Origin of the sequence: Kribbella pittospori (genome assembly GCF_004331465.1) — a bacterium.
GTDB lineage: Bacteria > Actinomycetota > Actinomycetes > Propionibacteriales > Kribbellaceae > Kribbella > Kribbella pittospori.
Map to the genome: position 1 here is coordinate 394,744 of NZ_SJKB01000008.1, position 23,334 is coordinate 418,077.

Here is a 23,334-nt window from a genome sequence, read left to right on the forward strand (position 1 = left end):
TCACGGTGAAAGTCCTTCACTTTTGAAGGGTCCGCACGCCTGAGCGCACACAAGGTGCAGAGAGCTGATCACAATGTGTCGCGACAATTCCGTGATCTCGTCGCGCTCTGCGTTTGAGGCTGTTGAGACGTGCTCGTTATGGTCGATCGAGCCGTCACCCCCTCAGGCGGCGCACCCTCCCCTGGAAGGCCCCCGTGTCCCACCACCATGACGTGCCGGAGGCAGAACGGCCGGCACCACGACGCCTGGCCACTGCGCGCCGGGTAGCCAAGCATCGCTTGTCCCGTCGAAATATCGGCCGTCGCGGCCAGCTGATCGGTCTGACCGCCGCTCTCGCCGCCGCAGCCGGAACGACCGCGGTCGGCGTCTCGTCGTCCGCGACCGGACCCGCCCCCACGAGCACCGGCCTGAGCCCCTCACAGGCCGACGCTCTCACCGCGGCCCGGGTCGACCGGCGCGACCTCGGCTCGCGCGATGCGTCCCGCATCGACCTGTCGCTGGCCGCCACCCGCAAGGCGGCGGCCGACCAGGCCGCGAAGCAGCGGGCCGCTCGGCTGGCCGCGAACGCGACCCTGACCGAACGCCGGGCGCTGGCCCTGGCTTCCGCGAAGGCTGCCGCCGCCCGCAAGGCCGCCGCCAAGGCCAAGGCCCTCGCCGCGGCGAAGGCTGCCGCCCTCGCCAAGGCCAAGGCGGAGGCCAAGGCGGCCGCCGCGAAGGCCAAGGCCGCTCCGAAGATCGTCCTGCCGACCACCGGCTACCACCTGACCGCGCGCTTCGACCAGGCCGGCGGCCGCTGGGCGCACAACCACACCGGCCTGGACTTCGCCGCCCCGATGGGTACGCCGGTCCGCTCGGTGATGGCCGGTGAGGTCATCCAGGCCGACTACGAAGGCGCGTACGGCCGCCAGGTGAAGGTCCGCCACGCCGACGGCACGGTCACGTCGTACAGCCACATGTCGGAGTTCGACGTCTCGGTCGGCGACTCCGTCTCGGCCGGCAGCAAGGTCGGTGCCATCGGCATGACCGGCAACACCACCGGTCCGCACGTCCACTTCGAGGTCCTGCCCGGTGGCGGTTCCCCGATCAACCCGGAGCCGTGGCTCCGGGAGCACGGCGTCAACCCGTAGTTCCGAGGAACCTCACCACCGTGCTCACGAAGCCCTCGGCATCGTCGAGCCACGGATGGTGGGCGACCCCCGGCAGGACCACGAGCTGAGCCTGCGGAAAGACACCGGCGAACGCTTCGGCGGCGACGGTGTCCGTACCCCAGTCGAGAGCCCCGGCCAGCACCAAGGCCGGGGCTTCGACCTTTTCCAGCGCGGCCCGGGTCGCGGGCGGGTCGAAGGCCTCAGGTGAGTTGAAGTGCCGGAGCGCGTCGAAGTTGGCGAGACTGTCTTCGAACCCCTGGTGGGCTTGGGTTTCGGCGTCCCAGCGCGCGTACGACATCGGGTGGAGGGCGGCCCAGTCCGCCCCCTCACCGGTCTGGAGCGCCTCGAACGCCGCCGACACCTCGGCGTACCGAGGCTCGTCCTTGCGCGACTCGAGGACCTTGCGCCGCCGGTCCGCAGTCATGTCGATCCCGACTGACCGCGTCCCCGGAGTCGCGAACACCAGCTTCTCGATCCGCTCCGGGTACTCCGCGGCGTACCGGGTCACCAGACTCGCTCCCGCCGAATGCCCGAGCAGCGTCATCCGCTCCAGACCCAAGTGCTCCCGCAGCGCCTCCAGGTCCGGCACCTGCCGATCGCACCGCCAGTTCTCCGGATCCCCCGGCCCGCCGGACTCCCCGGTCCCCCGCAGGTCGACCAACACCAGCTGCCGGTACGTCGACAGCCCGCCGAGATCACCCAGGTACGTACTCGGCAGCATCCCGCCGGGCACACACACCACCGGCTCACCCTCCCCCACGAGCCGATAGGCGAGCTGGACTCCGTCAGGTGCGACGAAGGTGGTCATCAGAGCATCTTCGCCATGTCGAGGGCGTCGATGTAGGTGCCTTCGATCAGGAACTCCTTGGGATGGGTGCCTTCGACCACGTAGCCGTGCCGTTCGTAGAGGCGACGGGCGATGGCGTTGGTGCTGTGGACGTGCAGGGTGATCTTGCGGGCACCGCGGAGGCGGCCTTCGGCAGCGGCTGCCTCGAGCAGGGCCGATGCGACGCCGCGGCTGCGAGCGGTCTGGGCGACGGCGAGACCGTTGACAGCTAGGACACCGGCGCCCTCCGGAAATGTGTACTTGTCCTGCAATCGCAGATAGCCGACGACCTGTCCGTCGTACTCGGCGACCAGATGCGCCTCCGGACCGCTCCGTTCGAAGAAGCTCTCACGGACGGCTTCCTGGTACGACGGGAAGCCGGACGAGGCGTCCCACGAGGTGCGGTCGATCTGGAGCAGGACAGTGTCGTCGGACTCGACAGCGCGGCGGACAGTCACTTCGGGTTCGGGCAGGCGTTCGTCACTCACCGCACCATCCTCACCCGCCGACGAGGTCAGCCTCCGGCAGGGTGACGGTGACGGTCAGTCCGCCGTCCGGGTTCGATACCAGGTCGAGCCGGCCGTGATGGGTCTCGACGATCCGCGCGACCAGTGCGAGCCCGAGTCCATGGCCGGCGCCGTACCGGTCCTTGGCGAACGGTTCGGTGAACGTCCGGACCTGGACCGGGTCGAGGACCGATCCGGTGTTCCGTACGACGACCTGCCCGGGACGGACCGTGACTGTTGCCGAACCGCCGGTAGCGAGGTTGTGCCGGATCGCGTTCTGCACCAGGTTCGTGACCAGCTGGTGCAGCAGGATCTCGTTGCCCTCGACAACCGATTCGCTGAGGTCGTCGCCGAGTGCGACGCCGGTCGCGTGCGCCTCCGCCTCCAGCGCCGGCAGCGCGGTCCGGACCACCGACGCGACGTCCAGCGCATCGAGCTCGACCGTCCGGTTGTTCAGCGCCGCCAGGCTCAGCAACGCCTCGACGATGTCGATCCCGCGCTGGTTCGTCTCCGCCAGCCGCTTGACCAGCTCGGGTACGTCCTGATGGTCCGGATCGGCCTGCGCGACATCCAGCATCGTCTTCATCACCGCGTGCGGTGTTCGCAACTCATGCGATGCGTTCGCCGCGAACCGCCGGTACTGCTCGAACGAACGCTGCAAACGCTCCAGCATCGCGTCGAAGGTGTCCGACAGGTCGGTGAACTCGTCGCGGATCCCGGTCAGCCCGATCCGATGGTCGAGCGAACCGCTCGACGCCTTCCGGGCCGCGGCCGTGATCTCCTGCAGCGGCCGGAGCATCCACCCGGCCAGGAACCACCCGCCGACCAGCCCGACGATCGCCAGAAACCCGAGCGCGTACGCCGACAGCTTCACGATCAGGTCGAGAATGTCGGCCCGGGTCGGGACCGGCCCCTGGTCGCGTGGGTTCGCCGCGGTCAGCGGATAGTTCGGGAACAGCCGGATCACCGCGTAGATGATGAAGGCCACGACGCCACCGGCGACGACCAGCAGGCCCGCGTAGCTGAGGGTCAGTCGCAACCGCACCGTCAGTCGCGGTCGCGAGGTGATCAGCGCTTCGCTCACGATTCACCGATCCGGTACCCGACCCCGGGCACGGTGTGAATCACCCACGGATCGCCGAGCCGTTTCCGCAACGCCGAGATCGTGATCCGGACCGCGTTGCTGAACGGGTCCGCGTTCTCGTCCCAGGCCTTCTCCAGCAGCGTTTCCGCGCTGATCACGCCGCCGCGTGCGGCCATCAGCACCTCCAGGACAGCGAACTGCTTCCGCGGGAGCTTCACGTAGTGCCCGAACCGGTACACCTCCCGCCGGTACGGATCCAGCCGCACCCCGGCGTACTCGATCACGGTCGGCGTGGTCGCGGCCGGACGGCGTACCAGGGCACGCAGCCGGACCACGAGCTCGCGCAGCTCGAACGGCTTGGTCAGGTAGTCGTCGGCGCCGAGCTCGAAGCCGGCCACTTTGTCGTCGAGATCACCGGCCGCGGTCAACATCAGCACTCGGCAACCGATGCCGTCCGCAACGATCCGCCGGCACACCTCGTCCCCACTCGGGCCAGGGATGTCGCGATCCAGCACCACCACGTCGTACGAGTTGACCGCGACCGCATCGAGCGCGGCGTTTCCGTCGAACGCGAGGTCGGCCGCGATCGCCTCCAACCGCAGCCCGGCCCGGATCGCCTCGGCGAGATAGACCTCGTCCTCGACAACCAGCACCCGCATACCGTCCATTGAACCAGGCCGGACGTATTGAAAACGTATGCCGAAACGCAGACGCTGCGGCAACATCGGCTGAGTTGGACTGGTGGCCAGGCTGACCCATCAACTCGTTGCCACCCGCAAACGCGAACGCCGGCTGTCAGCCTTGGCCGGGCTGGCGGTCGTTGCCGCGGTCACCAGTCTCACTCTGACCTCCTGTACGGCGGTGTCCGCCCAGGACGACCCGTCACCGTCGACGGCCGGTGCACCGTCGGCGTCGAAGAGCGGTCCGCCCGGTGCCGCGGATGGCGTACTGCCGGACCACACCTCGGCCTTCGACACCAGCCTGCCCGGCATCGCGAACCTCGACCCGGCCCTGCGGAAGGCGGTGCAGCAGGCCGAGCAGGCGATGAAAGAGAAGGGCATCAGCATGCAGGTGACCACTGGCTGGCGGAGCAAGAAGTACCAGCAAGAGCTGCTGGACAAGGCGATCCGCAAGTACGGCAGCAAGAAGAAGGCGCTGGAGTTCGTCGCGGAACCGGACAAGTCCAACCACGTCACCGGTCACGCGGTCGACATCGGCCCGACCGACGCGGACGACTGGCTGATCCGCAAGGGTGCGCAGTTCGGTCTCTGTCAGACACTGTCCAACGAGATGTGGCACTTCGAGCTCGTCACGACGCCGGGCGGCACCTGCCCTCCGATGAGCTAGCGGGTCTCCTCGGGCGGGTCCGGGAGGACGGCGAGGGGACGCTGCCAGTAGTGGACGTCGTGCCAGGCGCCCAGCTTCCAGCCGATCTTGCGATAGGTGCCGACCGTCTCGAAGCCGAGCGCGGTGTGCAGTCCGACGCTGGCCTCGTTCGGCAGCGTCGTCCCGGCGACCGCGGTCCGGAAACCACGCTCGGCCAGCCGCTCGAACAGCGCCTCGTACAGTGCCCGGCCGCCCCCGGTGCGCCGGCGGCCAGGCTCGATGTACACGCTCAACGCACACGACCACCGGTACGCGGCACGTGGCTTCATCTGACTCGCATACGCGTACCCGACCACGCGACCCTCGTCCTCCAGCACCACCCAGGCGTGCGTTTCCTGAGTCTTCGCGATCCGGTCGGCCATGTCGGCGGCCGTCGGCGGCTCGGTCTCGAAAGTGATGGCGGTGTCGGTGACGTATGGCGTGTAGATCGCCGCACAGGCAGGGCCGTCGAGCTCGGAGGCGTCTCTGATCTTTGGCATGTCACGATAGTAGCCACAACTGCCGCTATAGTGGCAAGCGTGATTGACGAACTCTCCGCTTCGCTGGCCGCGACCGTGCAGGCTGCCCGGGTCGCGCAGGACCTGTCCGTGAACGCGCTGGCCGATCGATCCGGGGTGTCCCGCGCGATGATCGGCAAGATCGAGCGCGGTGAGGCCCAGCCGACCGCGGTCCTGCTCGGCCGGCTGTCCGGCGCCCTCGGGATGACGCTGTCCGAACTGGTCGCCCGCGCCGAGAACACCGGCGACCTGCTCCGCCGCGCCGCCGACCAACCGGTGTGGACCGACCCGATGACCGGCTACCGCCGCCGTGCGGTGTCGCCGATCACCGACGGCCCACTCGAGCTGGTGGAGGTCGAGCTGCCGCCCGGCGCCTCGGTCTCGTATCCGGCCGACGCCTACATCTTCAAGTACCAGCAGCTGTGGATCCTCGACGGCCATCTCCGCTTCCACGAAGGCCCGGTGATTCACGATCTGCTGACCGGCGACTGCCTCCAGCTCGGCCCGCCGACGCCGACCAAGTTCCACAACCCGGCGACGGATCCCTGCCGCTACCTGGTCGCGCTGGTCAAGGGCCGCTCCTGATCCGCGCGTACGCCGAACCACCGGGCCAGCGCCGTACGCAAGCCCTCTTGCTCCGCGACACCGTCGTGGTCCGCGGCCCAGGCGACGTACCCGTCCGGCCTGATCAGCACAGCGATCGGCGACTCACCGCGACCGGTGACGACCTCGATCCGATCCGCACTCACCGTTGCGGCGAATGAGGCATCGTCGGTGAGATCGAGCAACAGCGGACGACCGGTTCTGGTCAGCTCGGCCAGGCGAGTGCCGTCCACCTGCAGATCGGGCGCCCATCGGCCGGTCAATGGGTGAGGTCCGTCGTGGTAGCGGATGTCCGCGCCGGTGATCAGGTCGGCGATCCGCTGGACGTTCTGCGGCTCGGACAACAGCTCTCCGAACAGCTCCCGCAACTTGGTCACATCGTTGCCCGGGGCAATCAGCGCGGACTGTGCCTGCGTTTGCATGACCACGCGCTGTCCGACCGGCCGACGTTCCGACTCGTAGGTGTCGAGCAGACCGTCAGGCGCCCAGCCCTGCAGCTCGGCGGCGAGCTTCCAGCCGAGGTTGATCGTGTCCTGCAGGCCGAGGTTCAGCCCCGGCCCACCTATCGCCGAGTGGACATGGGCGGCATCCCCGACGAGCAGCACGCGTCCCTCACGGAACCTGTCGGCGAGCCGGCTGTTCCCACCGGTGACCCGCCGCAGCAAGTGCGGTCCGTCACCCTCCGGCGGAGTCAAGGGCAGGTGTACGCCGAGCACCCGGTCGACGCTGTCCTGCAGCTCGTCGAAGGTCATCTCGCCGTCTGGGGCGTCGTCCCACTCGCCGGTGCTGATCGCGGGTAGCCGGTCGGCGAACGGCGCGTACACGAACAGCCCGCGCTCGTTGCGGTGATGCATGAACGGCGAGATCGCGCCGTACCCGGGGATCGTCAGTACGCCGGTAGCCGGGTCGACGTACTCCGCCGGCACGAAGGCGTTCGCCGTACGGGAGACCATGGCGTCGTTGGTGACGCCGGGGAAGTCGATGCCGGCGAGCTTGCGAGTGAGACTGCGGCCGCCGTCGGCGCCGATGAGGTAGCGGGTGCGTAGTTCGTAGCCGCCGTCCGGGCCGTCGACCGTGATCGTGACCGCCTCCGCGTCCTGGCTCAGACCGGTGAGCTCGTGACCGCGGCGGATCTCGGCGCCGAGTTCCAGGGCGCGCTCCTGCAGGACTTCCTCGATCCGGCGTTGCGGGACCGACAGCATGTAGACGGGGTTGTTCTCGAGCATGCTGAGTTGCAGCGGCATCGCGGCGAACACGTAGCCCGGCTGCGGTTCCGGCGGCCCGGGCCGGCCGCTGAGGCGCTCGTACAGGCCGCGGCGGTCGAGCATCCGGACGACCTGGCCGACCAGGCCATTGGCCCGCGGCACCTCACTGCGTTCGGGCAGACGCTCCAGCACGATCGGCCGGACTCCGGCCAGCCGCAGTTCGGAGGCGAGCATGAGGCCGTTCGGTCCGGCCCCGGCGATGACGACATCGGCATCCATGACAGGTGTCCTTCCAAGGAAATTGGCGTGACTGACCGCCCCGGCGGCGCCGGGGTGTCTGTTGGTGGTGTGGGTTCTAGTGCTGTTCGGGCTCCGGGAGACCTGCGCTGACCAGGTCGAGGGCCTCCGACAGGAGGTCGGCCATCGACCGCGGCGGATCGGCGCGCAGCCACTCGGCTGTCGTCGCCGCCCGGATCGAACCGACGACCTCGGCGACGAGGCGGGGATACAAGCCGTGGGTCCCGGTCCGCTCCGCGACCGCGTCGGCGAACTCGGCACCCGCCGCGGCGTACGACCGCGCCATCTCACCCTGCAACGACGGCTCGCTCACCATCAGCCGGATCCCGGCCAGCCACCGCTCGTCCGGTGGCTGCTCACCGCCATGACCCTTCTCGCCGAGCGCGAACTCCGACCCGATCGACGCCCGGATCGCAGTCCACAGCGGTTCGTCGGCCGGCCGCGCGCGCAGTTCGGCGGCGATCCGCAGGCTGCGGTCGACCTCCCGAGCGGCGATCGCCTCAGCCTTGCTGGAGAAGTAGTTCCGGAACGTCCGCAGCGAGACCCCGGCCTCGGCCGCGATGTCCTCGATCTTCACGTTGGCCAGACCCCGCTCGACCGTCAGCCGCACGGCCGCCCAGCTCAACGCGATCCGCGTCTCCTGCTTCTTCCGCTCCCGCAACCCATCGGCCATGTCCTCGACGGTAGCAAAGTTTGCCGAAAGTGCAAAGATGCCTTTTAGGCAAACTTCCTGGGAGGTTGTTCAGCTGCGGACCCGCCGTGGTTGGGTTGGGCCCATGGCCGTGTCCCCGGTGGTCTGGGTGCTGACCCTGCTCGGCATCGTCGCGCTGTTGTTGTTTGACTATTTCTTCCACGTTCGGTCCGCGCATGTGCCGACGCTGCGGGAGGCGGCGATCTGGTCCAGCGTGTACGTCGGGATCGCCGTACTGTTCGGCCTCGGGACGTTCGTGCTCGGCGGCACGGCGATGGGCTCGGAGTACTTCGCCGGGTACATCACCGAGAAGGCGCTGTCGGTCGACAACCTGTTCGTGTTCCTGATCATCATGACCAGCTTCCGGGTGCCGCGGGAGAACCAGCAGAAGGTGCTGCTGGTCGGGATCGTGGTCTCGCTGATCGCCCGCGCCGGGTTCATCTTCGTCGGCTCGGCGCTGCTGAACACGTTCGCCTGGGTGTTCTACCTGTTCGGGATCGCACTGCTGGTGACCGCCGGCAACATGCTCAAACCGGAGACCGAGGAGTCCCACTCGGCGCAGAACGTCGTGGTCCGGCTGAGCCGTCGGTTGTTCCGCACCAGCGAGGAGTACGACGGCGACCGGCTGACCACCGTGGTCGACGGCCGCCGGATAATGACGCCGATGCTGCTGGTGATGCTCGCGATCGGCGGCACCGACCTGATGTTCGCGCTGGACTCCATCCCTGCGATCTTCGGCCTGACCCAGAACGTGTTCGTGGTGTTCACCGCGACCGCGTTCAGCCTGCTCGGCCTGCGGCAGCTGTACTTCCTGCTCGACGGGCTGCTGGACCGGCTGATCTACCTGTCCTTCGGACTGGCCGCGATCCTCGCGTTCATCGGCACGAAGCTGATCCTGCACGCCCTGCACGAGAACAACCTGCCGTTCGTCAACGGCGGCGACCACGTCGAGGTGGTCGAGATCAGCACCGGCCTGTCACTGGTCGTCATCCTGGTCGTCCTGCTGATCACGATCTTCGCGTCCCTGTTCAGCACCCGCGGCCGGACCCAGACCGCCATGGCCCACATCCGCCGCGACGCCACCGCCTACCTGGACGCGGAGTACACCGAAGACCCGGCCGAGCGGGAGCGGATCTTCCAGCGGCTGCTTCGGGCCCGCGACCACATCACTGCGCTGGGCCCACAAGCCAAACAGCAGGTCCGCAACGAGACCGAACTGATGGCGCTCTGCCGCGAGGTAGCCGACGCCCACGCCGCCGCCCACCCCGACCACAAAATCCGCCCCAGCCTCTAACGCCCCCACCGCCGCGCCTCCCGCCGCCGCCGCGTTCCGACGTGCGCGCCCGCACCACCCGGTGCCGACGCGCGCCCTCGACTTTGAGCACCCATCAACCACCACAACGGCGTTTTCGTGGCTGATCGGTGCACAAAGTCAACCCACCAGCCACCAGCGGCACGGCGGGCAGCGGCACGGCGGGCAGCGGCGCGGCGGGCAGCGGCGCGGCGCGCGCGGGGTGCAGGGTGCGCAGCGTGCGGGGTGCGCAGTGCGCGCGGGTTGCGGCGGGCGCGGTGACTTTGTGCACGGGGTGGACGTTTGGTCGGTGATTTTGTGGTTGGTGGGTGCACAAGGTCGAGGCGATCGGGGGGCTCAGCCCTTGACGGCTCCAGAGGCCAGGCCCGTTACGTAGAAGCGTTGGAGGGCTACGTACAGGACGACGCAGGGGATCATCGCGATGACGGAGCCTGCTACGAGGGAGCCGAAGTTGACTTCGCCGTACGCGCCGGCTTGGACGTTCACCAGCGCGACCGGGAGGGTGTAGAGCTCGTCTTTGGTGAGGAAGGTCAGGGCGCCTAGGAACTCGGTCCAGGCGGCCAGGAAGGCGTAGAGGGCAACGGTCGCGGCGCCTGGGGTGATGAGTGGGCGGAGGACCGAGCCGATCATGCGGAGGGTGCCGCAGCCGTCGACGTGGGCCGAGTCCTCGAGCTCTACCGGCACCGAGGCGAACGAGTTGCGCATGACGAAGACGCCGAAGGGCAGGTTGACGGTCGTGTAGAACAGCACCAGCCCGAGCAGACTGTCGGTCAGCCGCAGGACGTTCATCTCCAGGTAGAGCGGAGTCAGGATCGCCTGGAACGGGATCATCATCGACACCACCACGAGCGCGAACAGCAACGGCCCACTGCGGAAGCGGAACCGCGCGAACCCGTAGCCGGCCAACGTCGCCAGCACAGCCGTCAACACGGCGGTGCTCAAGGCAACGATCAGACTGTTGCCGACGGACCGGATCAGGTTGCCCGGTCCCTCGATCAGGGTGCGGAAGTTGTCCCAGGTCAGGTGGAAGAACGTCGACGCGTCCGGTGCCGCCACGATCACGTCGTTCGGCTGCACCGACCGGAAGAGGGCCCACAGCAACGGTACGGCGAAGACCAGGAAGGCACCGCCACCGCCGACGACGTACAGGGTGTTCTTGAGTCTCATCGTCAGTCCTTCTCCCGGAGCAGCCAGAACTGGGCCGCGGTGACGAGTCCGACCACGATCACCAGCACGATCGACAGCGCGGTCGCGGCACCGAGCTGCAGCTGGACGAAGGCGCGGTTGTAGATGTACTGGACGACCGTGGTGGTGTCCGTCCCCGGCCCGCCGCGGGTCAGGATGTAGAACTGCGTGAACGCGAGCAGCGAGCCGACCACCGAGATGATCACGCACATCGCGATCGTCCGGCGCAGCACCGGGATGGTGATCTCCCGCTCCTGCTGCCACCAGGTCGCGCCATCGAGCTCGGACGACTCGTAGAACTCGCGTGGGATCGCCTGCATGCCGGCCATCAGCAGCATCATCGTGAGCCCACTGACACCCCAGATCACCAGGACGCAGATCAGTCCGGTCGCGAGCGGCCCGTCGACCAGCCAGGCCGTCGTACCGTCGGTGATGCCGAGCTTGCGGAGGACGATGTTGATCGCGCCGCTGTCCGGCTGAGCCTCCAGCACAGTGACGAAGCTCAGCGTCGACAGTCCGACGACGAACGGCAGGAAGAAGACTGTCCGCAACAACGTCGCGCCACGGCGCTTACGTCGTACCAGAACGGCGAGTGCGTACCCGAGCACGAGAATCGGTCCGGTCACGATGACTGTGTAGAGCAACGTGTAGAGGACCGACTTGGCGAACGCCGCATCGGACGCGATCGCGGTGTAGTTCTTCAGCCCACTGAACTTCACCGTGCCGATCAGCGGCCAGTTGGTCAACGAGATCACGACGGCGAAGGCCAGCGGCACCAGCACGAAGACGCCGACGAACAGTACGGCGGGCGTCACCAGGAGCAAGCCGGTCCGGGCTGGATGGGTGAGTGAGCCTCGTCCCGCCCGCCGCCCGGCCGATGCCGCCTTGCGCGAGCCCGAGTCGAGCCGGTGCGTACGCCGGGTTCCAACGTCCGTACTCATGCTTGTCCCTGGGACAGGATCCGGTCGTAGTTCTGCTGTGCTTCCTTCATGGCGGCCTCCAGCTCGCCGTCGAACACGGCCCGGCGGAACATCTGCAGCCATGGACCGTCCGGCTGGTTGTAGAGCAGGTTGTAGGACAGCGTGGTCGGCGCGTAGCCCTCCGAGATGCGCTCGAGTGGCAGCGTCGCGAGCGGGTACTTCTTCGCGAACTCCGTCGTCCTGGCATCCGACCGTACCGGCGTGTAGCCGCCGGCCGGCAGATCGATCTGCTGCGGCAGGTCGAGGGCGAACCGGACGAACTCCCACGCCCCGGACGCGTTCTTGGCCCCTCGTGGGATGCACATGTTGTCGCCGCCGTCGAAGAACGCCGAGCCCCCGTCCGGCCCGGACAGCAGCCGGGGCGCGACCTTCTGGTGGAACTTGTCGTCCGACGCGGACACGACGACGCTGTAGTTCGACGGGAAGATGCCGACCTTGCCGGCCCGGAAGTCGCTGCCCCAGCGGGACGCGTCGTCGGAGAAGTTCGCCCGCGGCACGAGCCCGTCGACCCACAGCTGCTGGTGCAGCTCGAGCATCCGCTGGACCACGTCGTTGCCGACGATGTTGCCGGACTGTTCGCCGATCGTGCCTTTGATCAAATCGGTGTCCGCGGCCCAGATCATCGGCTGTACGACGAAGCCGAGCGCACCCGGACTGTTCGCCGGGAAGCTCCACGCGTAGATGTCGTCGCCCAGCTTGCGCAGCTTCCGGGCTGCATCCAGCAGATTGTCGAAGGACTTGATCGCCTCGTCCGGGTCGACCTCCGCGCGGTCGCAGAGCTCGGTATTGAACCAGAACATCGAGTTGTCGGCCAGGTACGGGACGCCGAACACCCGGTCGCCCTTGGTCGCGAGCCGGAGGTGGCCCGGGCTGAGCTTGTCCCGGAAGTCCAGCGCCTGCAGCGGTTCGGTCAGGTCGGTGAACGCGTCGCGGTAGATGAACAGCATCGAGTTGATGTCGTCGATGTCGACCAGGTCCGGCACACTCCGGCCGCGGATCGCGGTCGCCAGCTTAGTCACGTACTGCGCGTCCAGCACCGGCGTCAGCTCGACGGTGAGCCGCTGCTGGGACGCGTTGAACTTCTTCACCAGGTCGGTCAGGCCAGTCTGCGTCGCCGCCCGGCACCACACCTGCACGGTGCCGGTGGCTTCCTGCCCGAACCCGGCCGCTTGCACGTCGGGTTCGGGCAGGACAGAGCTGCAGCCCGGCACGGCACCGGCTGCGGCAGTCGCCGCCGTCAGACCGAGGAACTTCCGCCGGGTGAACATGATCAGGCCCTGGGCAGCCAGACGCGCATGGCACCGATCTCACGGTTGGCCCACGCGTAGTACGGAACCGCGACCACGTCGACCTCGTCGCCGACGCCGTCCGCGCTGTCGGTTGCGAACGGCCAGACGGCGTCACGATGACCGGTGCCGGCTCGTCCGCGGGTCCTCAGCACAGTGACACCGTCGAGCAACTGATCATCGTGGCTCGCGGCAACTGAGGCCTGGGGCAACAGGTGCAGACCATCGACATTCGCCTGCTGGTCGGCCTGCTCGACCGCGTAGACGAGCGGACCGCGTTCCAGAGCGACGCAGCCGCGCACCGCGTCGACACGCGGATCTGCTCCGACGACGCGGGTTGCCATCGGCAACTTCAGCTCGATCACGTCTCCCGCCGCCGCATCCACGCGTGCATAGCCGGCGGCATCCACCGGCTTCCCGTTGACCGTCGCTCCCTCCGCCCACGCTGGGATCCGCAGCTCGATCGCGATCGGACCGCTGGCCGTGATGCCCACCGCGCCGTCCCACGGGTACGCCGTGTCGACGGTCAGCGTGACATCGCCGACGGTGAGCGTGCCCGCGGCGTACTGGTGGATCTGGATCGCGCCGTCGCTGGTGCTCGCGAGGTAGCCGTCGAGGCTGGCCAGCGTGCGCATGATGTTCGGCGGGCAGCACGCGCAGTCGAACCACCCGCGCCGGCCGTGCGCCGGGCTGCGGCCGTTGTCCGCGTGCGCTCCACCGCGCAACTGCAGCGCGTTGACATAGAAGTACTCGGTCCCGGCGAGTGACACCCCGGCCAGGAATCCGTTGTAGAGCATCCGCTCGATCGCATCCGCGTACGACGCCTCACCGGTGGCGAGCAGCATCCGCCACGCCCACTGGATCCCGCCGATCGCCGCACACGTCTCGGCGTACGCGCGATCCGAGGGAAGCTCGTACTCGTCGCCGAACGCCTCACCCTCCCAGCGCGCGCCCAGCCCGCCGGTGACGTACGTCTTCGTCGACCACATGTGCGCGAACTGCCGCTTGAGTGCCTCGAGCAACTCGGTGTCGCCGGTCTCGACCGCGACATCGGTCGCCCCAGCAGCAAGGTAGACCGCGCGGACCGAGTGACCTTCGACGGTGGTTGCCTCGCGCACCGGAACCCGGTCGGAGAAGTACGCCGGCTCGTGGCCGTGGTTCTTGATGATCCCGTGGCCGCGGGCGTCGACGAACCACCGGGCGAGGTCGAGGTAGGCCGCCGTCCCCGTCTCCCGATACAGCTCGACGAGGGCCATTTCGATCACCGGATGGCCGTCCACGTCCACGGTCTTGCCGTCGCCGAACGTCGCCACCAGATGGTCGGCGAGCTTGATCGCCACCTCGAGCAGTTCACGGTCGCCGGTGCAGCGGACCTGCGCGACGGCGGCCTGGATCAGGTGACCGGCGCAGTAGTGCTCGTGGCTCCAGACGAGTTGCTTGTAGCGGCCGTCGTCGCCGTACCGGAGTTGGACGACCGAGTCGAGGTAGCCGTCCTCGCGTTGGGCCGCGGCCACGATCGCGGTGAGATCGCGCTGGCGCTGCAGCAACTCCTCGCTCGGGTTGCGCCCGTACTCCCAGGCGGCGGCCTCGAGCCACTTGTAGACGTCGGAGTCGGCGAAGACCGGGCCGATCGCCTCGCCCTCGCCGATGCCGGCCGCGAGCCGGAGGTTCTGCAGGTTCCCGGCCTTCTCGAGCTGCTCCTGACCGCTGGGGATGGCGCTGTCGCCGTTGCGTTGCTGGCGGGGCGACCAGAAGCCGCCGGTGATCTTCGCGTCGGCTAGGCCGACGGGGAGCCAACGGCCGCGGATGCCGGCGGCCGGGCTGCGAGACGTTCTGACTGCGTCCGGGGTAGCGCTCATAGGGCGTGACTCCTGGGAGGCTGGGAGGGGCGGCTCGGAAAATCCAGAATACGTTTTCCTTGATGAAGCTAGAGAGCTTCGGCAGTCTGGTCAAGCCCTCAGACCTGGCGAAATCCGGTCAAGTGGAGCTTCATGAGGTACTGTTTCCGGAAAGTTCGGAAAGGAGTTGCCGATGGCGTCTCGCGGTCCTTCGCTGCCCCGGATCACGGATGTGGCCGCGCTGGCCGGCGTCTCCACGAGTACGGCGTCCAAGGCCCTGAACGACACCGGCCAACTCCGCGAGGAGACCAGACAGCGAGTACGCCGGGCCGCCGAGCAACTGGGGTTCACGCCGGACAGCCGTGGTCGCGCACTGTCGTCCGGGCGCAGCTTCACGGTCGGGCTGATCACCACGGACAGCTCCGGCCGGTTCAGCATCCCGATCATGCTCGGCGCCGAGGACACACTGAGCGCCGGCGAGATGGCGCTGGTGCTGTGCGACACCCGGGACGACCCCCTGCGTGAGCAGCACTATCTGCGCTCGCTGGTGTCCCGCCGCGTCGACGGGATCATCGTGACCGGACGACGTACCGAGCCGCGCGCGCCGATCGACGTACCGATCCCGGTCGTGTACGCGTTCAGCCCTTCGACCGATCCGGCCGACATCTCGGTGATCGTGGACGACCATGGCGGCGCCGCTTCGACCGTGCAGCACCTGTTGTCATTGGGCCGTCGGCGCATCGCGCACATCACCGGACCGGCGACGCACCACAGTGCGCAGGTCCGCGCCGCCGCGGCGGTTGCGACCGCGGGCAGTTCGCTCGTCGGCGAGCCGATGCACGGTGAGTGGAGCGAGCGGTGGGGCCGGCACGCGGTCGACGTACTGCTGCGTTCGAACCCCGAGATCGATGCGGTCTCGTGCGGCAGCGACCAGATCGCCCGCGGGGTCTGCGACCGCCTGCGTGAGCTCGGCCGATCGGTGCCGGACGACATCGCGGTGACCGGCTACGACAACTGGTCGGTCATGGCTCTGGCCAGCCGGCCGCCGTTGACCACGGTCGACCTGGAGTTGGAGGAGCTCGGTCGCCGTACCGCCAACCTGCTGCTGGACGCCATCGCCGGCTCACCGCACCCCGGCGAGATGGCGCTACCGACACGCTTGGTCACGCGGGAGTCGACGCTCGGTACCTGAGCTGTCCGGTCACCGGATGGTCGCCCACAGGTCCGCCGTTGGTTGCCCGTTTCCTCTAGTTTAATGCGGGTGCTGCGCAAGCTCGTGATCGGCGTCGCGGTGATCGCCACCCTGGTGGCGGGGGTGGGCACCGCGCGCCTGGTGCTTCCTCGACCCGATCCCACCGGCGGCGTGGTCAAACAGCTGGCGTTCCTGCGTGCCGAGATCGAGGGTGGCGCGGACCACGCGGCGCAGAAGCAGTTCCCGGAGGGGTACTTCTTCCTCAACGCGCTCTACGGGCTGACCTGGGTCCAGGTCGGCCTCGCCGATCCGGAGCGGTCCGTCGACGCGGCGGCCGAAGCGCGGTGGGCGCTCAACCGGCTGGAGTCACCGGACGGGACCGCCGTCTTCGACGCGTCGCTGCGGCCGCGGTACGGCGTCTTCCACGCGGGCTGGACGAACTGGTTGCGCGGCGGACTGATCGCCCTCCACCACTCCGACGCGGCCGAGCTCGACGAATTCACCAGTTCGTCGGTCGAGATCGCGACCGCGTTCCGGACCGCGAAAACCCCTTATCTGGAAGCGTATCCGGGTCAGGCCTGGCCGGTCGACTCCGCCGTCGCGATCGCCTCCCTCCGCCTGTACGACGACCTGGTGGCGCCCCGGTTCGGCCGCATCGCGACGAACTGGGTGGCGGCGGTGAAGACCAAGCTGGATCCGGGGACCGGCCTGATCCCGCACCAGGTCGCGCCGGTGACGACCGGTGCGCGCGCGTCGTCGCAGAGCATCATCCAGCGGTTCCTGGTGGAGATCGATCCCGCTTTCGCCAGGGCGCAGTACGAGATCTTCCGGGATCGGTTCGTCGGTGGGATCGGCGTTCGGGAGTATCCGAAAGGTACGGAAGGCAAGGGCGATGTCGACTCCGGTCCGTTGATCCTCGGGACCAGTCTGTCCGCGACCGTGGTCACGATGGGCACCGCCCGGGTCCAGCACGATCCGCTCGCGGACCGGCTCGCCCGCGAGGGCGACCTGCTCGGATTGCCGATCAGCGGCCTGAAGACGAAGCGCTACCTGTTCGGGGCAGTCCCGATCGGCGACGCCTTCCTGGCCTGGTCCGCGTCCGCGCGGCCGTTCGTGGCCGGCGACCAGCCGGAGCTCGACGGCGGCTCCGGCTGGTGGCGCGGCCCGTGGCTACTCCTGCTCTGGCTACCCGCGTTGATCCTGTGGAGCTTCGTTCGATTCAAGCGGCGCCGAAGACGAAGACGGGCTCATTGAGTTCAGTCAGCAGGGGTCGGTCGGGTTGAAGTCGGCGGCGTACGTACCGACGGAGTTGCCACCGGTGTTGGCCGACATCGTGTTGCCGCACACCTGGCCCTGAGGCGTGCGCATGAACTTGATGCCGCCGGCCGCATTGCCGGTGATGGTGTTGCCGTAGATGTTGTTGTCGGTGCCATCGGTCTCGGTGTCGCCACCGAGGCGGACGCCGGCGCCGGTGTTGCCGTGGATCGTGTTGTTGCGGAAGGTGTTGCCGCTCCCCCGGGCGTCCAGCCCGCCGGACTCCGGATCCTTCTGCGCGGTGCAGTCGTTGTTCTCGACGACGTTCGCGGTCGAGTTCTCCTTCACGTCGACGCACTCGTTGCCGTCGGTCGCGATCGTGTTGTCGTGGATCCGGTTGTTGCGGCTACGGTCCGGCTGGTCGTCGGGCGCGCCGTTCTCACCCTGCTGTTCCGGCGCGGTGCCGAGGTAGATCCCCTCGCCGTTCTTCCCACCACCGTCGAACTTGAAGTCGTAGACGCCGCACGGCCCGACGGTGTTGTCGTGAACGTCGGCGTTCGTGATCAGGTAGCGCAGCCGCACACATTCGCCACCCGCGTTCTTCAGCGTCATATCGCGGATCGTCAACCCGCCGACGCCGTCGCCGGCCGTCGTACTCATCACGTAGATCAGCTTGTCCCGGTAGCCGGACTCGCTGGACGACGAACCGTACAGGCCGTCGATGGTGAACCCGTCGAGCGTCACGCCGTCGTGCTGGATCTGGAAGATCCGCGAGTTGCCCGCGCCCTTGACGACCGCGGTCGACGGACCTGCGACGGTGACACCGGATCGGGTCGTCACCGCATCCTGGAGATAGGTGCCGGAGGCAAGGTGTACGGTCGCTCCCCGCGGTGCCGTGTCGAGCGCCTTCTGGATCGTGGCGTACGGCGAACCGGACGTCGTACCGGAGTTCGTGTCACTGCCGGACGGGGAGACGTAGTAGTTGGAGGCGGCGTGTGCCGGGATCGCGGGGAACCCGAGCGCGGCGCCGAGAAGCAGGATCGGGACGGCTCTGAACATGGTGGTCCTCCTCTGTGGGGCGGCTACGCGTGATCGGCGACAAACAGTCCGATCAGCACTGGGACGGTGGCGCCAAGGAGTAGTGGGCCTGCCGGAACGACAAGCGAGAAGACGGGTGCGGCAATGGCCGCGCCAAGCAAGGCCGTGCCGCGCGGCACGGAGGTGAACGCCAGCCGGAACGCGGTACGACGCCAATCAGCGGCCGCACCGGATGGGTCACGACCGGCAGCGACGGCCAGCGCGAGATGGTAGGTGACCGCGGCCGCGACCAGACCGATGTGGATCATGAACAGGGCGACGACGACCGGTCCCGAGCTGCCGGCCAGGAACCGCAGGTTGCTGGCGGCCACCACACCTGCGATCGTCATCAGAATGGAGTGCGGTAGCAACGGACGCCAATAGAGTCGCCAGCCGGTGAACACCCCGGTGAAGCACCGGGTGTCGCCGTCCGTCCGCCACCGGTTGAGCGCGAAGCCGACCGCGGCCAGAGCCGGCAACCACGTCACTACACCCAGGCAGAGGATCGAGAACGCCGAACCCGCCAGCACCGGACTGGCCAGCCAGCCGAGCCAGTCGAGCGCCCGCCGAGTCATAGCGAGACCCTCCCGGCCGCGGAGTGGATCACGACCTTCGTCTTCTCGAGGAACCCCTCGCCCTCGATCACCCCGTCGTCGTCCGCCAACAGAACGGTTTCCCCGTCGAACGCGATCCCGAAGCCCCGGACGAGGTCGAGCCGGCGCGCGCTCGCCGGCGCCGGCAGCAGCGCCGAGGTCGGTTCGATCGTCGTCAGCATGGTCGCCGTCGTACGACGCTCCGCAGTGGCGCGCAGGGTGTGCATGGTCCGGGTCAACCGGAGACTCGGCGTACTCGACGTCGGATTCGCCTCCACCTCGGTGACGGCGGTCTCAACCGTCAGCTGGGTGTGCAGGCGGACCCACGCCTGTGCGGATCCGGACCGCATCACGATGTCCTCGCCGACGATGAGCGGCCAGTCCGCGTGCAGCAGCAGCGTCCAGTCCCGGGGCGAGCGAGCAGCGCACCGATCCAGCAGCACAACCCGCCCGGCCGGAGTGAATACCAGCGTCCGATCGAGCCGGGTGATCTCCAACTCGGCCGGGTACATCGCCGCGATCTCAGCTGTCCCGTGAGCGACACCGTCGGACGCCAGTACGTCGACCATCCGCGCCTGCCGCTCGTACGGCACACCCTTGTAGACGTGGTACCGGTCCTCGTCGGCGAACCCGTGCCCGTCGACCAGGATCAGATTGTGGTCCCCGGCCCGCTTCCGGTTGCTGTATCCCTCGTCGACCGCCAGAAACGACCCGCGCGAGGTGAGCACGAACGACCCGGCATCGGGATGATGGTGACCGGCGCTCAACGTGTCCCACCCGCGCTCGGTGTCCAGCCGGTGCGAGGTCTCCCAGGCCCGGTGTCCGCCACCCGGAGAAGCCTTGAACGACACCATCGTTGCCTCGTCGTCCCATCCGGTCCGCGCGGTGACCAGCCCGAGGTCCGGGAAGTACGCCGACAACGGCGCCCTCTCCCGTGGCGACACCGGCTGCACCGATTCGTCGTACCAGAGCAACTCCAGGTAGGCCTCTGGCATGACACCCGGTTTCACGCCACTCGCGTACGCCTCACGCCAGAAGAAGCGATCCGCGACCAGATCCCCGAGCCACTGCGCCTCGCCGATCCGGTAGGCGGACGCGAGCTTGTAGTACAGCGCGACACTGTGCCCGCTGCGACGGTCATGGCAGTCGCCGTGATCGATGTTCTCCTCGAATCCCGGCGCACACTGCTGCAACCGGTAGGAGAAGGTGTTCGCCAAGAACTTGCAGCGATCCCACCAGTCCAGACCCTCCTGGTCCTGCAGCAGATCCAGGTACGTCGCCAGCCACGGAACGCCGTACCGCCAATAGACGACGCCCTCCATGTCGGAGCCATCGGCGGGCAGCAGGTCGATCACGGTCGCGAAGTTCGCCTTCGCCCGCTCGGTCCACTCGGTCTTGCCGAGCGCGTACCCAGCGGCGGCCAGCCCGGTGTAGCAGATCCAGTTGTGGTTCTGCCAGTACGACGAACTCCACCAGGAACCCTCGGACTCGACGGCGAACTCGTACAGCCGCGATCCCTGCAACTCCAGCTTCGCGCGCAGCTCGTCGGCCAGCACGAAGTCGTCGCCGAGCCAGGTGTACGCGAGCGACAACCCGTGCAGCAACCAACCCGCGTCGAGGTCGTGGTCGGGCAGGTGCGCCTTGCCCCAGTGCGGGAAGCCGATCGCGGCGGAGATCCAGCGCGCGGCCTCCGCGCGGTAGCCGGGGTCGCCGGTCAGCCGGTAGGCCAGCGCGAGGTTCGCCGCGGCGGGACCGAAGTACGTGATGCTCGCGGAGGGATGCTCGGTCGGAGGCGTCTGGGTGCGATACCAGTCGCATTGCTCGCGCAGCCGACGCCGCCGGACGGTATGCCGGCCCTCGAGCCCATCTCGCAGGTCGTCAAGGCGGTGCTCGATCAGCATCAGCGATCTCCGATCCGGTGTACGTGTCCGTCGACCGCTACCGCGTCGGCGGTCAGCTCGACGGCTACGGCTGTCATCGAGTAGACGGAGCAGAAGGTCGCCGCTGTGCCTACGACAGTCCAGTCGAGAGCAGGCCGAACCCGTTGCGGGTCGTCGGCCGGACCTGGTCCCGGCGAAGTCACTGGCACTCCGGGGCCAACGTGGTAGCCGTACAACGTCTCGTCGCCTACCCACGTGGTGTGCACCGCGCCCGGCCGGATGTCCACGCTCAGGTCGACGTCGGGCCGGAACTGCAGGACGATCTCCCGCTCCCGATCCGCGGTCACCCGGACGACGTCGACCAAGTAGTTGTCGCCAGCAATCACCTGCCGGGTCGCGTGCACACCCTCGTACCAGCCACTCAGCTCGGCCGTGACCGAGTTCTCGTCCCGCGTGAGCGTGCCCGTTGCTTCGTCCGGCTCGAGGCCGTCGATGCGGATGGTGGGGTGTGCTGCGGCGGACTTGTAGTGACGCCGCCACTGCGCATGGCCGTACGGCACCTGCCCGGGATCCGGCTGCCACGGCGTGGCCTTGCCATAGAGATAGAGCGCGAGCTTGTCGTGGTGCCCGTGCGATCCGCCGTGCGGGCCGTGGTCGAGGATCGCGTGGATCCCACCTGCCCGGACCACGGCGTACGAGCAGGTGATGGATAGCGGCCGCTTCGAGCCCGACCGCGGCGGCCCGTCGAACCACCCGTCGAACTTGTCCTCAAGACCGTCGTACTCCGGACCAACCTCAGCGCGAGCATGCGCAGCGACAGCGTCGAGACCGTGGTTGGCGGTGAATTGCCGGGCCAGGGCGACGATCTCGAGCCACTCCAAGGCGAGCGGCGCTCGGCGGTACGGGCCGTCGTGGAGCGCGGGCAGGATGCCGCCGTCGGTGGCGATCCCGGCGAGCGCAGCGATCATCGCCTCCAGCCGATCCGGGACCTGCGCCGGGTCGGCACCATGAAGGCTCAGCAGATACGCGCGGAGCACAAAGCCGTGGTAGTACGTGCTGGCTTCCCACTCCCAGCCGTCCTCCCCAGTCGCCACCAGCAGATGCGCGAACTGACCGTGCTCACCGGTCAGCCATTCCTTCTCGCCGTCCCACGGCTCACCCCGAACCGCCGCCGCAGCCTGGCCGGCCGTCGTGCCCAACGCGTTGAACCATGCGGTGTAGTTCGAGGAGAACTTGTCCTGGGCAACCATCGCGTCGCGAGCCCGCCGCGCCCCGTCGACCATGTCGTCGAGCATCGGCAATGTCTCGGCCAGCTCCGCCCGTCCGGCCAGGTTGCGGATCGCATGCGCGATCGGCACACCCCAGACCGCATCGGTCAGCGCCTGGTGGAACAGTCGCCCGCGCTGCATCCATCCCTGCGCCTGCTCGTGCTCCCCGGACTTCGTCAGCTCCAGGTACAACCGCGCGTACGACGTGAGCAGCTCAGCACCACCACCGTCGTACGACAGCAGGCGGATGTGCCTCGCCCACCAGTGATGCGCGAGCACCCGCCAGGCGCCGCGCACCGCCTCGGTGTCGACGCGGCAGCCGTACGCGCACGGTACGCCGCCGGCCGGAAACTCACCGGTTTCGAACGCGACGTGGTCGAGTTCGACGCCGTGGGCGGGACAGACGTACTGGTGCCACCATCCACCGCGCTCGGTCGGCGGATGCCCGGTCAGCGTGGCCATGTGCCACCGTCGATGTCGATGGTGATCCCGGTCAGGTAGCCCGACGACGGCAGCGCCAGGAACCGGACCGCGTTCGCCACGTCCTCGACCTGGCCGGCCCGGCCGATCGGCGTACCGGCGACCATCTTCGCCTGGGCTTCGGCGGTGGAGAACGTCTGGTGGAACGCAGTCTCGGCGATGTAGCCGGGTGCGACCGAGTTCACCGTGATGCCTCGCGGACCCAGCTCCTTGGCCAGGCCCTTGGTGAAGCCGCGGATCCCGGCCTTGGCCGCCGCGTAGATCACCGAGCCCGGACCGCCACCGTTGTGTGCGGCGAGCGAGGCCATCGTGATGATCCGCGGATTGGCCGATTGGGCCAGGTGCGGGATCGCGGCGCGGGAGGTGCGGAAGGTCGCGCCGAGGTTCACGTCGACGACCTGCTGGTAGTGCTCGTCGGACATCTCCTCGACCTTGACCCGGCCGATCAGGTGACCGGCGTTGCAGACCAGGACGTCCAGCCCACCGAGGAATCCGACCGTCTCGTCCAGCAGTCGGTCGACATCCGCCGTACTGGTGACGTCGGCACCGACCGCGATCGCCTTCCGGCCGAGGGCCTCGATGTCGGCGACGGTCTGCGCGGCCGCGTCGGCGGACTTGCCGTAGTGGACCACCACGTCCGCCCCGGCCGCCGCCAGACCGAGCGCGATCCCCCGGCCGATACCGTGCCCGGCCCCGGTCACCAGCGCCCGTGCGCCCTGCAGTTCCTCGGTCATAGGTCCCTCTCC

At 68.4% G+C, this 23,334-nt stretch carries 22 protein-coding genes; 6 read left to right on the forward strand and 16 right to left on the reverse strand.

Going from position 1 to position 23,334, the window contains the following annotated elements; translation table 11 throughout:
* Nucleotides 1-278 precede the first annotated feature (278 nt).
* Nucleotides 279-1,127, forward strand: coding sequence for a M23 family metallopeptidase (locus E0H73_RS26375; protein ID WP_238164259.1), 849 nt, complete (start codon nucleotides 279-281; stop codon nucleotides 1,125-1,127).
* Here E0H73_RS26375 and E0H73_RS26380 read toward each other — a convergent pair.
* Genes E0H73_RS26380 through E0H73_RS26395 form a run of 4 tightly spaced genes read right to left on the reverse strand, consistent with a single transcriptional unit; the run spans nucleotide 1,117 to nucleotide 4,223 of the window.
* Entirely contained in the window at nucleotides 1,117-1,956 is an 840-nt protein-coding gene (locus E0H73_RS26380; protein ID WP_131361124.1) for an alpha/beta fold hydrolase, read from the reverse strand. The genes E0H73_RS26375 and E0H73_RS26380 overlap by 11 nt on opposite strands.
* Complete coding sequence (locus E0H73_RS26385; protein WP_238164260.1) at nucleotides 1,956-2,462, reverse strand: GNAT family N-acetyltransferase; 507 nt, start codon at nucleotides 2,460-2,462, stop codon at nucleotides 1,956-1,958. Before E0H73_RS26385 ends, E0H73_RS26380 begins: the two co-directional genes overlap by 1 nt.
* A gap of 10 nt (nucleotides 2,463-2,472) precedes the next feature.
* Nucleotides 2,473-3,564: a sensor histidine kinase gene (locus E0H73_RS26390; RefSeq protein WP_202867564.1), complete on the reverse strand. Its 1,092-nt coding sequence runs from the start codon at nucleotides 3,562-3,564 to the stop codon at nucleotides 2,473-2,475.
* A complete protein-coding gene (locus E0H73_RS26395) occupies nucleotides 3,561-4,223 on the reverse strand; it encodes a response regulator transcription factor (protein ID WP_131361125.1) in 663 nt (220 codons plus the stop codon). The genes E0H73_RS26390 and E0H73_RS26395 overlap by 4 nt, the downstream gene beginning before the upstream one ends.
* Before the next feature lie 82 nt (nucleotides 4,224-4,305).
* On the opposite strand from E0H73_RS26395, the gene E0H73_RS26400 reads away from it, so the two are divergent.
* Entirely contained in the window at nucleotides 4,306-4,911 is a 606-nt protein-coding gene (locus tag E0H73_RS26400) for a M15 family metallopeptidase (protein ID WP_202867565.1), read from the forward strand.
* On the opposite strand, the gene E0H73_RS26405 is transcribed toward E0H73_RS26400, so the two are convergent.
* The gene (locus E0H73_RS26405) at nucleotides 4,908-5,429 is read right to left on the reverse strand and encodes an arsinothricin resistance N-acetyltransferase ArsN1 family B (RefSeq protein ID WP_131361129.1); all 522 of its coding nucleotides are present in this window, start codon (nucleotides 5,427-5,429) and stop codon (nucleotides 4,908-4,910) included. The genes E0H73_RS26400 and E0H73_RS26405 overlap by 4 nt on opposite strands.
* Nucleotides 5,430-5,468: 39 nt before the next feature.
* Here E0H73_RS26405 and E0H73_RS26410 point away from each other — a divergent pair, with 39 nt between their 5' ends.
* The gene (locus tag E0H73_RS26410; protein ID WP_131361131.1) at nucleotides 5,469-6,032 is read left to right on the forward strand and encodes a helix-turn-helix domain-containing protein; all 564 of its coding nucleotides are present in this window, start codon (nucleotides 5,469-5,471) and stop codon (nucleotides 6,030-6,032) included.
* Here E0H73_RS26410 and E0H73_RS26415 read toward each other — a convergent pair.
* Nucleotides 5,999-7,534 (reverse strand): FAD-dependent monooxygenase, encoded by a 1,536-nt coding sequence (locus tag E0H73_RS26415; RefSeq protein WP_131361133.1) that lies wholly within the window; start codon nucleotides 7,532-7,534, stop codon nucleotides 5,999-6,001. The genes E0H73_RS26410 and E0H73_RS26415 overlap by 34 nt on opposite strands.
* A gap of 76 nt (nucleotides 7,535-7,610) precedes the next feature.
* Complete coding sequence (locus E0H73_RS26420) at nucleotides 7,611-8,225, reverse strand: TetR/AcrR family transcriptional regulator (protein ID WP_131361135.1); 615 nt, start codon at nucleotides 8,223-8,225, stop codon at nucleotides 7,611-7,613.
* Between the two features lie 103 nt (nucleotides 8,226-8,328).
* Between E0H73_RS26420 and E0H73_RS26425 the strand changes: the two genes are divergently transcribed.
* A complete protein-coding gene (locus tag E0H73_RS26425) occupies nucleotides 8,329-9,537 on the forward strand; it encodes a TerC family protein (RefSeq protein WP_131361137.1) in 1,209 nt (402 codons plus the stop codon).
* A 354-nt stretch (nucleotides 9,538-9,891) separates the two neighbouring features.
* Here E0H73_RS26425 and E0H73_RS26430 read toward each other — a convergent pair whose 3' ends face one another.
* The 4 genes from E0H73_RS26430 to E0H73_RS26445 are packed head-to-tail and all read right to left on the reverse strand — an operon-like array spanning nucleotide 9,892 to nucleotide 14,865.
* Nucleotides 9,892-10,722, reverse strand: a complete 831-nt coding sequence (locus E0H73_RS26430) for a carbohydrate ABC transporter permease (protein WP_131361139.1) — start codon at nucleotides 10,720-10,722, stop codon at nucleotides 9,892-9,894.
* A 2-nt stretch (nucleotides 10,723-10,724) separates the two neighbouring features.
* Nucleotides 10,725-11,681 (reverse strand): carbohydrate ABC transporter permease, encoded by a 957-nt coding sequence (locus E0H73_RS26435; protein ID WP_131361141.1) that lies wholly within the window; start codon nucleotides 11,679-11,681, stop codon nucleotides 10,725-10,727.
* Nucleotides 11,678-12,988, reverse strand: coding sequence for an extracellular solute-binding protein (locus E0H73_RS26440; RefSeq protein WP_131361143.1), 1,311 nt, complete (start codon nucleotides 12,986-12,988; stop codon nucleotides 11,678-11,680). The genes E0H73_RS26435 and E0H73_RS26440 overlap by 4 nt, the downstream gene beginning before the upstream one ends.
* Nucleotides 12,989-12,990: 2 nt before the next feature.
* The gene (locus E0H73_RS26445; protein WP_131361145.1) at nucleotides 12,991-14,865 is read right to left on the reverse strand and encodes a glycoside hydrolase family 127 protein; all 1,875 of its coding nucleotides are present in this window, start codon (nucleotides 14,863-14,865) and stop codon (nucleotides 12,991-12,993) included.
* Nucleotides 14,866-15,037: 172 nt separating this feature from the next.
* On the opposite strand from E0H73_RS26445, the gene E0H73_RS26450 reads away from it, so the two are divergent.
* Nucleotides 15,038-16,036, forward strand: coding sequence for a LacI family DNA-binding transcriptional regulator (locus E0H73_RS26450; protein WP_131361147.1), 999 nt, complete (start codon nucleotides 15,038-15,040; stop codon nucleotides 16,034-16,036).
* A 69-nt stretch (nucleotides 16,037-16,105) separates the two neighbouring features.
* Nucleotides 16,106-17,290 (forward strand): hypothetical protein, encoded by a 1,185-nt coding sequence (locus E0H73_RS26455; RefSeq protein ID WP_131361149.1) that lies wholly within the window; start codon nucleotides 16,106-16,108, stop codon nucleotides 17,288-17,290.
* A 6-nt stretch (nucleotides 17,291-17,296) separates the two neighbouring features.
* On the opposite strand, the gene E0H73_RS26460 is transcribed toward E0H73_RS26455, so the two are convergent.
* The 5 genes from E0H73_RS26460 to E0H73_RS26480 are packed head-to-tail and all read right to left on the reverse strand — an operon-like array spanning nucleotide 17,297 to nucleotide 23,322.
* Nucleotides 17,297-18,349, reverse strand: a complete 1,053-nt coding sequence (locus E0H73_RS26460; RefSeq protein WP_131361150.1) for a DUF1565 domain-containing protein — start codon at nucleotides 18,347-18,349, stop codon at nucleotides 17,297-17,299.
* A gap of 23 nt (nucleotides 18,350-18,372) precedes the next feature.
* Nucleotides 18,373-18,942: a YesL family protein gene (locus E0H73_RS26465; RefSeq protein ID WP_131361152.1), complete on the reverse strand. Its 570-nt coding sequence runs from the start codon at nucleotides 18,940-18,942 to the stop codon at nucleotides 18,373-18,375.
* Nucleotides 18,939-20,861: a heparinase II/III family protein gene (locus E0H73_RS26470; protein ID WP_131361154.1), complete on the reverse strand. Its 1,923-nt coding sequence runs from the start codon at nucleotides 20,859-20,861 to the stop codon at nucleotides 18,939-18,941. Before E0H73_RS26470 ends, E0H73_RS26465 begins: the two co-directional genes overlap by 4 nt.
* Complete coding sequence (locus tag E0H73_RS26475) at nucleotides 20,861-22,570, reverse strand: heparinase II/III domain-containing protein (protein WP_131361156.1); 1,710 nt, start codon at nucleotides 22,568-22,570, stop codon at nucleotides 20,861-20,863. Before E0H73_RS26475 ends, E0H73_RS26470 begins: the two co-directional genes overlap by 1 nt.
* Nucleotides 22,558-23,322, reverse strand: a complete 765-nt coding sequence (locus E0H73_RS26480; protein WP_131361158.1) for an SDR family NAD(P)-dependent oxidoreductase — start codon at nucleotides 23,320-23,322, stop codon at nucleotides 22,558-22,560. The genes E0H73_RS26475 and E0H73_RS26480 overlap by 13 nt, the downstream gene beginning before the upstream one ends.
* Between the last annotated feature and the right edge of the window lie 12 nt (nucleotides 23,323-23,334).

Bases quoted from the DNA above. Each gene is read 5' to 3' on its own strand.
- E0H73_RS26380 (WP_131361124.1), bottom strand. From the start codon at position 1,956: ATGACCACCTTCGTCGCACCTGACGGAGTCCAGCTCGCCTATCGGCTC.
- E0H73_RS26395 (WP_131361125.1), bottom strand. From the start codon at position 4,223: ATGCGGGTGCTGGTTGTCGAGGACGAGGTCTATCTCGCCGAGGCGATC.
- E0H73_RS26405 (WP_131361129.1), bottom strand. From the start codon at position 5,429: ATGCCAAAGATCAGAGACGCCTCCGAGCTCGACGGCCCTGCCTGTGCG.
- E0H73_RS26415 (WP_131361133.1), bottom strand. From the start codon at position 7,534: ATGGATGCCGATGTCGTCATCGCCGGGGCCGGACCGAACGGCCTCATG.
- E0H73_RS26420 (WP_131361135.1), bottom strand. From the start codon at position 8,225: ATGGCCGATGGGTTGCGGGAGCGGAAGAAGCAGGAGACGCGGATCGCG.
- E0H73_RS26425 (WP_131361137.1), top strand. From the start codon at position 8,329: ATGGCCGTGTCCCCGGTGGTCTGGGTGCTGACCCTGCTCGGCATCGTC.
- E0H73_RS26430 (WP_131361139.1), bottom strand. From the start codon at position 10,722: ATGAGACTCAAGAACACCCTGTACGTCGTCGGCGGTGGCGGTGCCTTC.
- E0H73_RS26435 (WP_131361141.1), bottom strand. From the start codon at position 11,681: ATGAGTACGGACGTTGGAACCCGGCGTACGCACCGGCTCGACTCGGGC.
- E0H73_RS26440 (WP_131361143.1), bottom strand. From the start codon at position 12,988: ATGTTCACCCGGCGGAAGTTCCTCGGTCTGACGGCGGCGACTGCCGCA.
- E0H73_RS26445 (WP_131361145.1), bottom strand. From the start codon at position 14,865: ATGAGCGCTACCCCGGACGCAGTCAGAACGTCTCGCAGCCCGGCCGCC.
- E0H73_RS26450 (WP_131361147.1), top strand. From the start codon at position 15,038: ATGGCGTCTCGCGGTCCTTCGCTGCCCCGGATCACGGATGTGGCCGCG.
- E0H73_RS26460 (WP_131361150.1), bottom strand. From the start codon at position 18,349: ATGTTCAGAGCCGTCCCGATCCTGCTTCTCGGCGCCGCGCTCGGGTTC.
- E0H73_RS26465 (WP_131361152.1), bottom strand. From the start codon at position 18,942: ATGACTCGGCGGGCGCTCGACTGGCTCGGCTGGCTGGCCAGTCCGGTG.
- E0H73_RS26470 (WP_131361154.1), bottom strand. From the start codon at position 20,861: ATGCTGATCGAGCACCGCCTTGACGACCTGCGAGATGGGCTCGAGGGC.
- E0H73_RS26475 (WP_131361156.1), bottom strand. From the start codon at position 22,570: ATGGCCACGCTGACCGGGCATCCGCCGACCGAGCGCGGTGGATGGTGG.
- E0H73_RS26480 (WP_131361158.1), bottom strand. From the start codon at position 23,322: ATGACCGAGGAACTGCAGGGCGCACGGGCGCTGGTGACCGGGGCCGGG.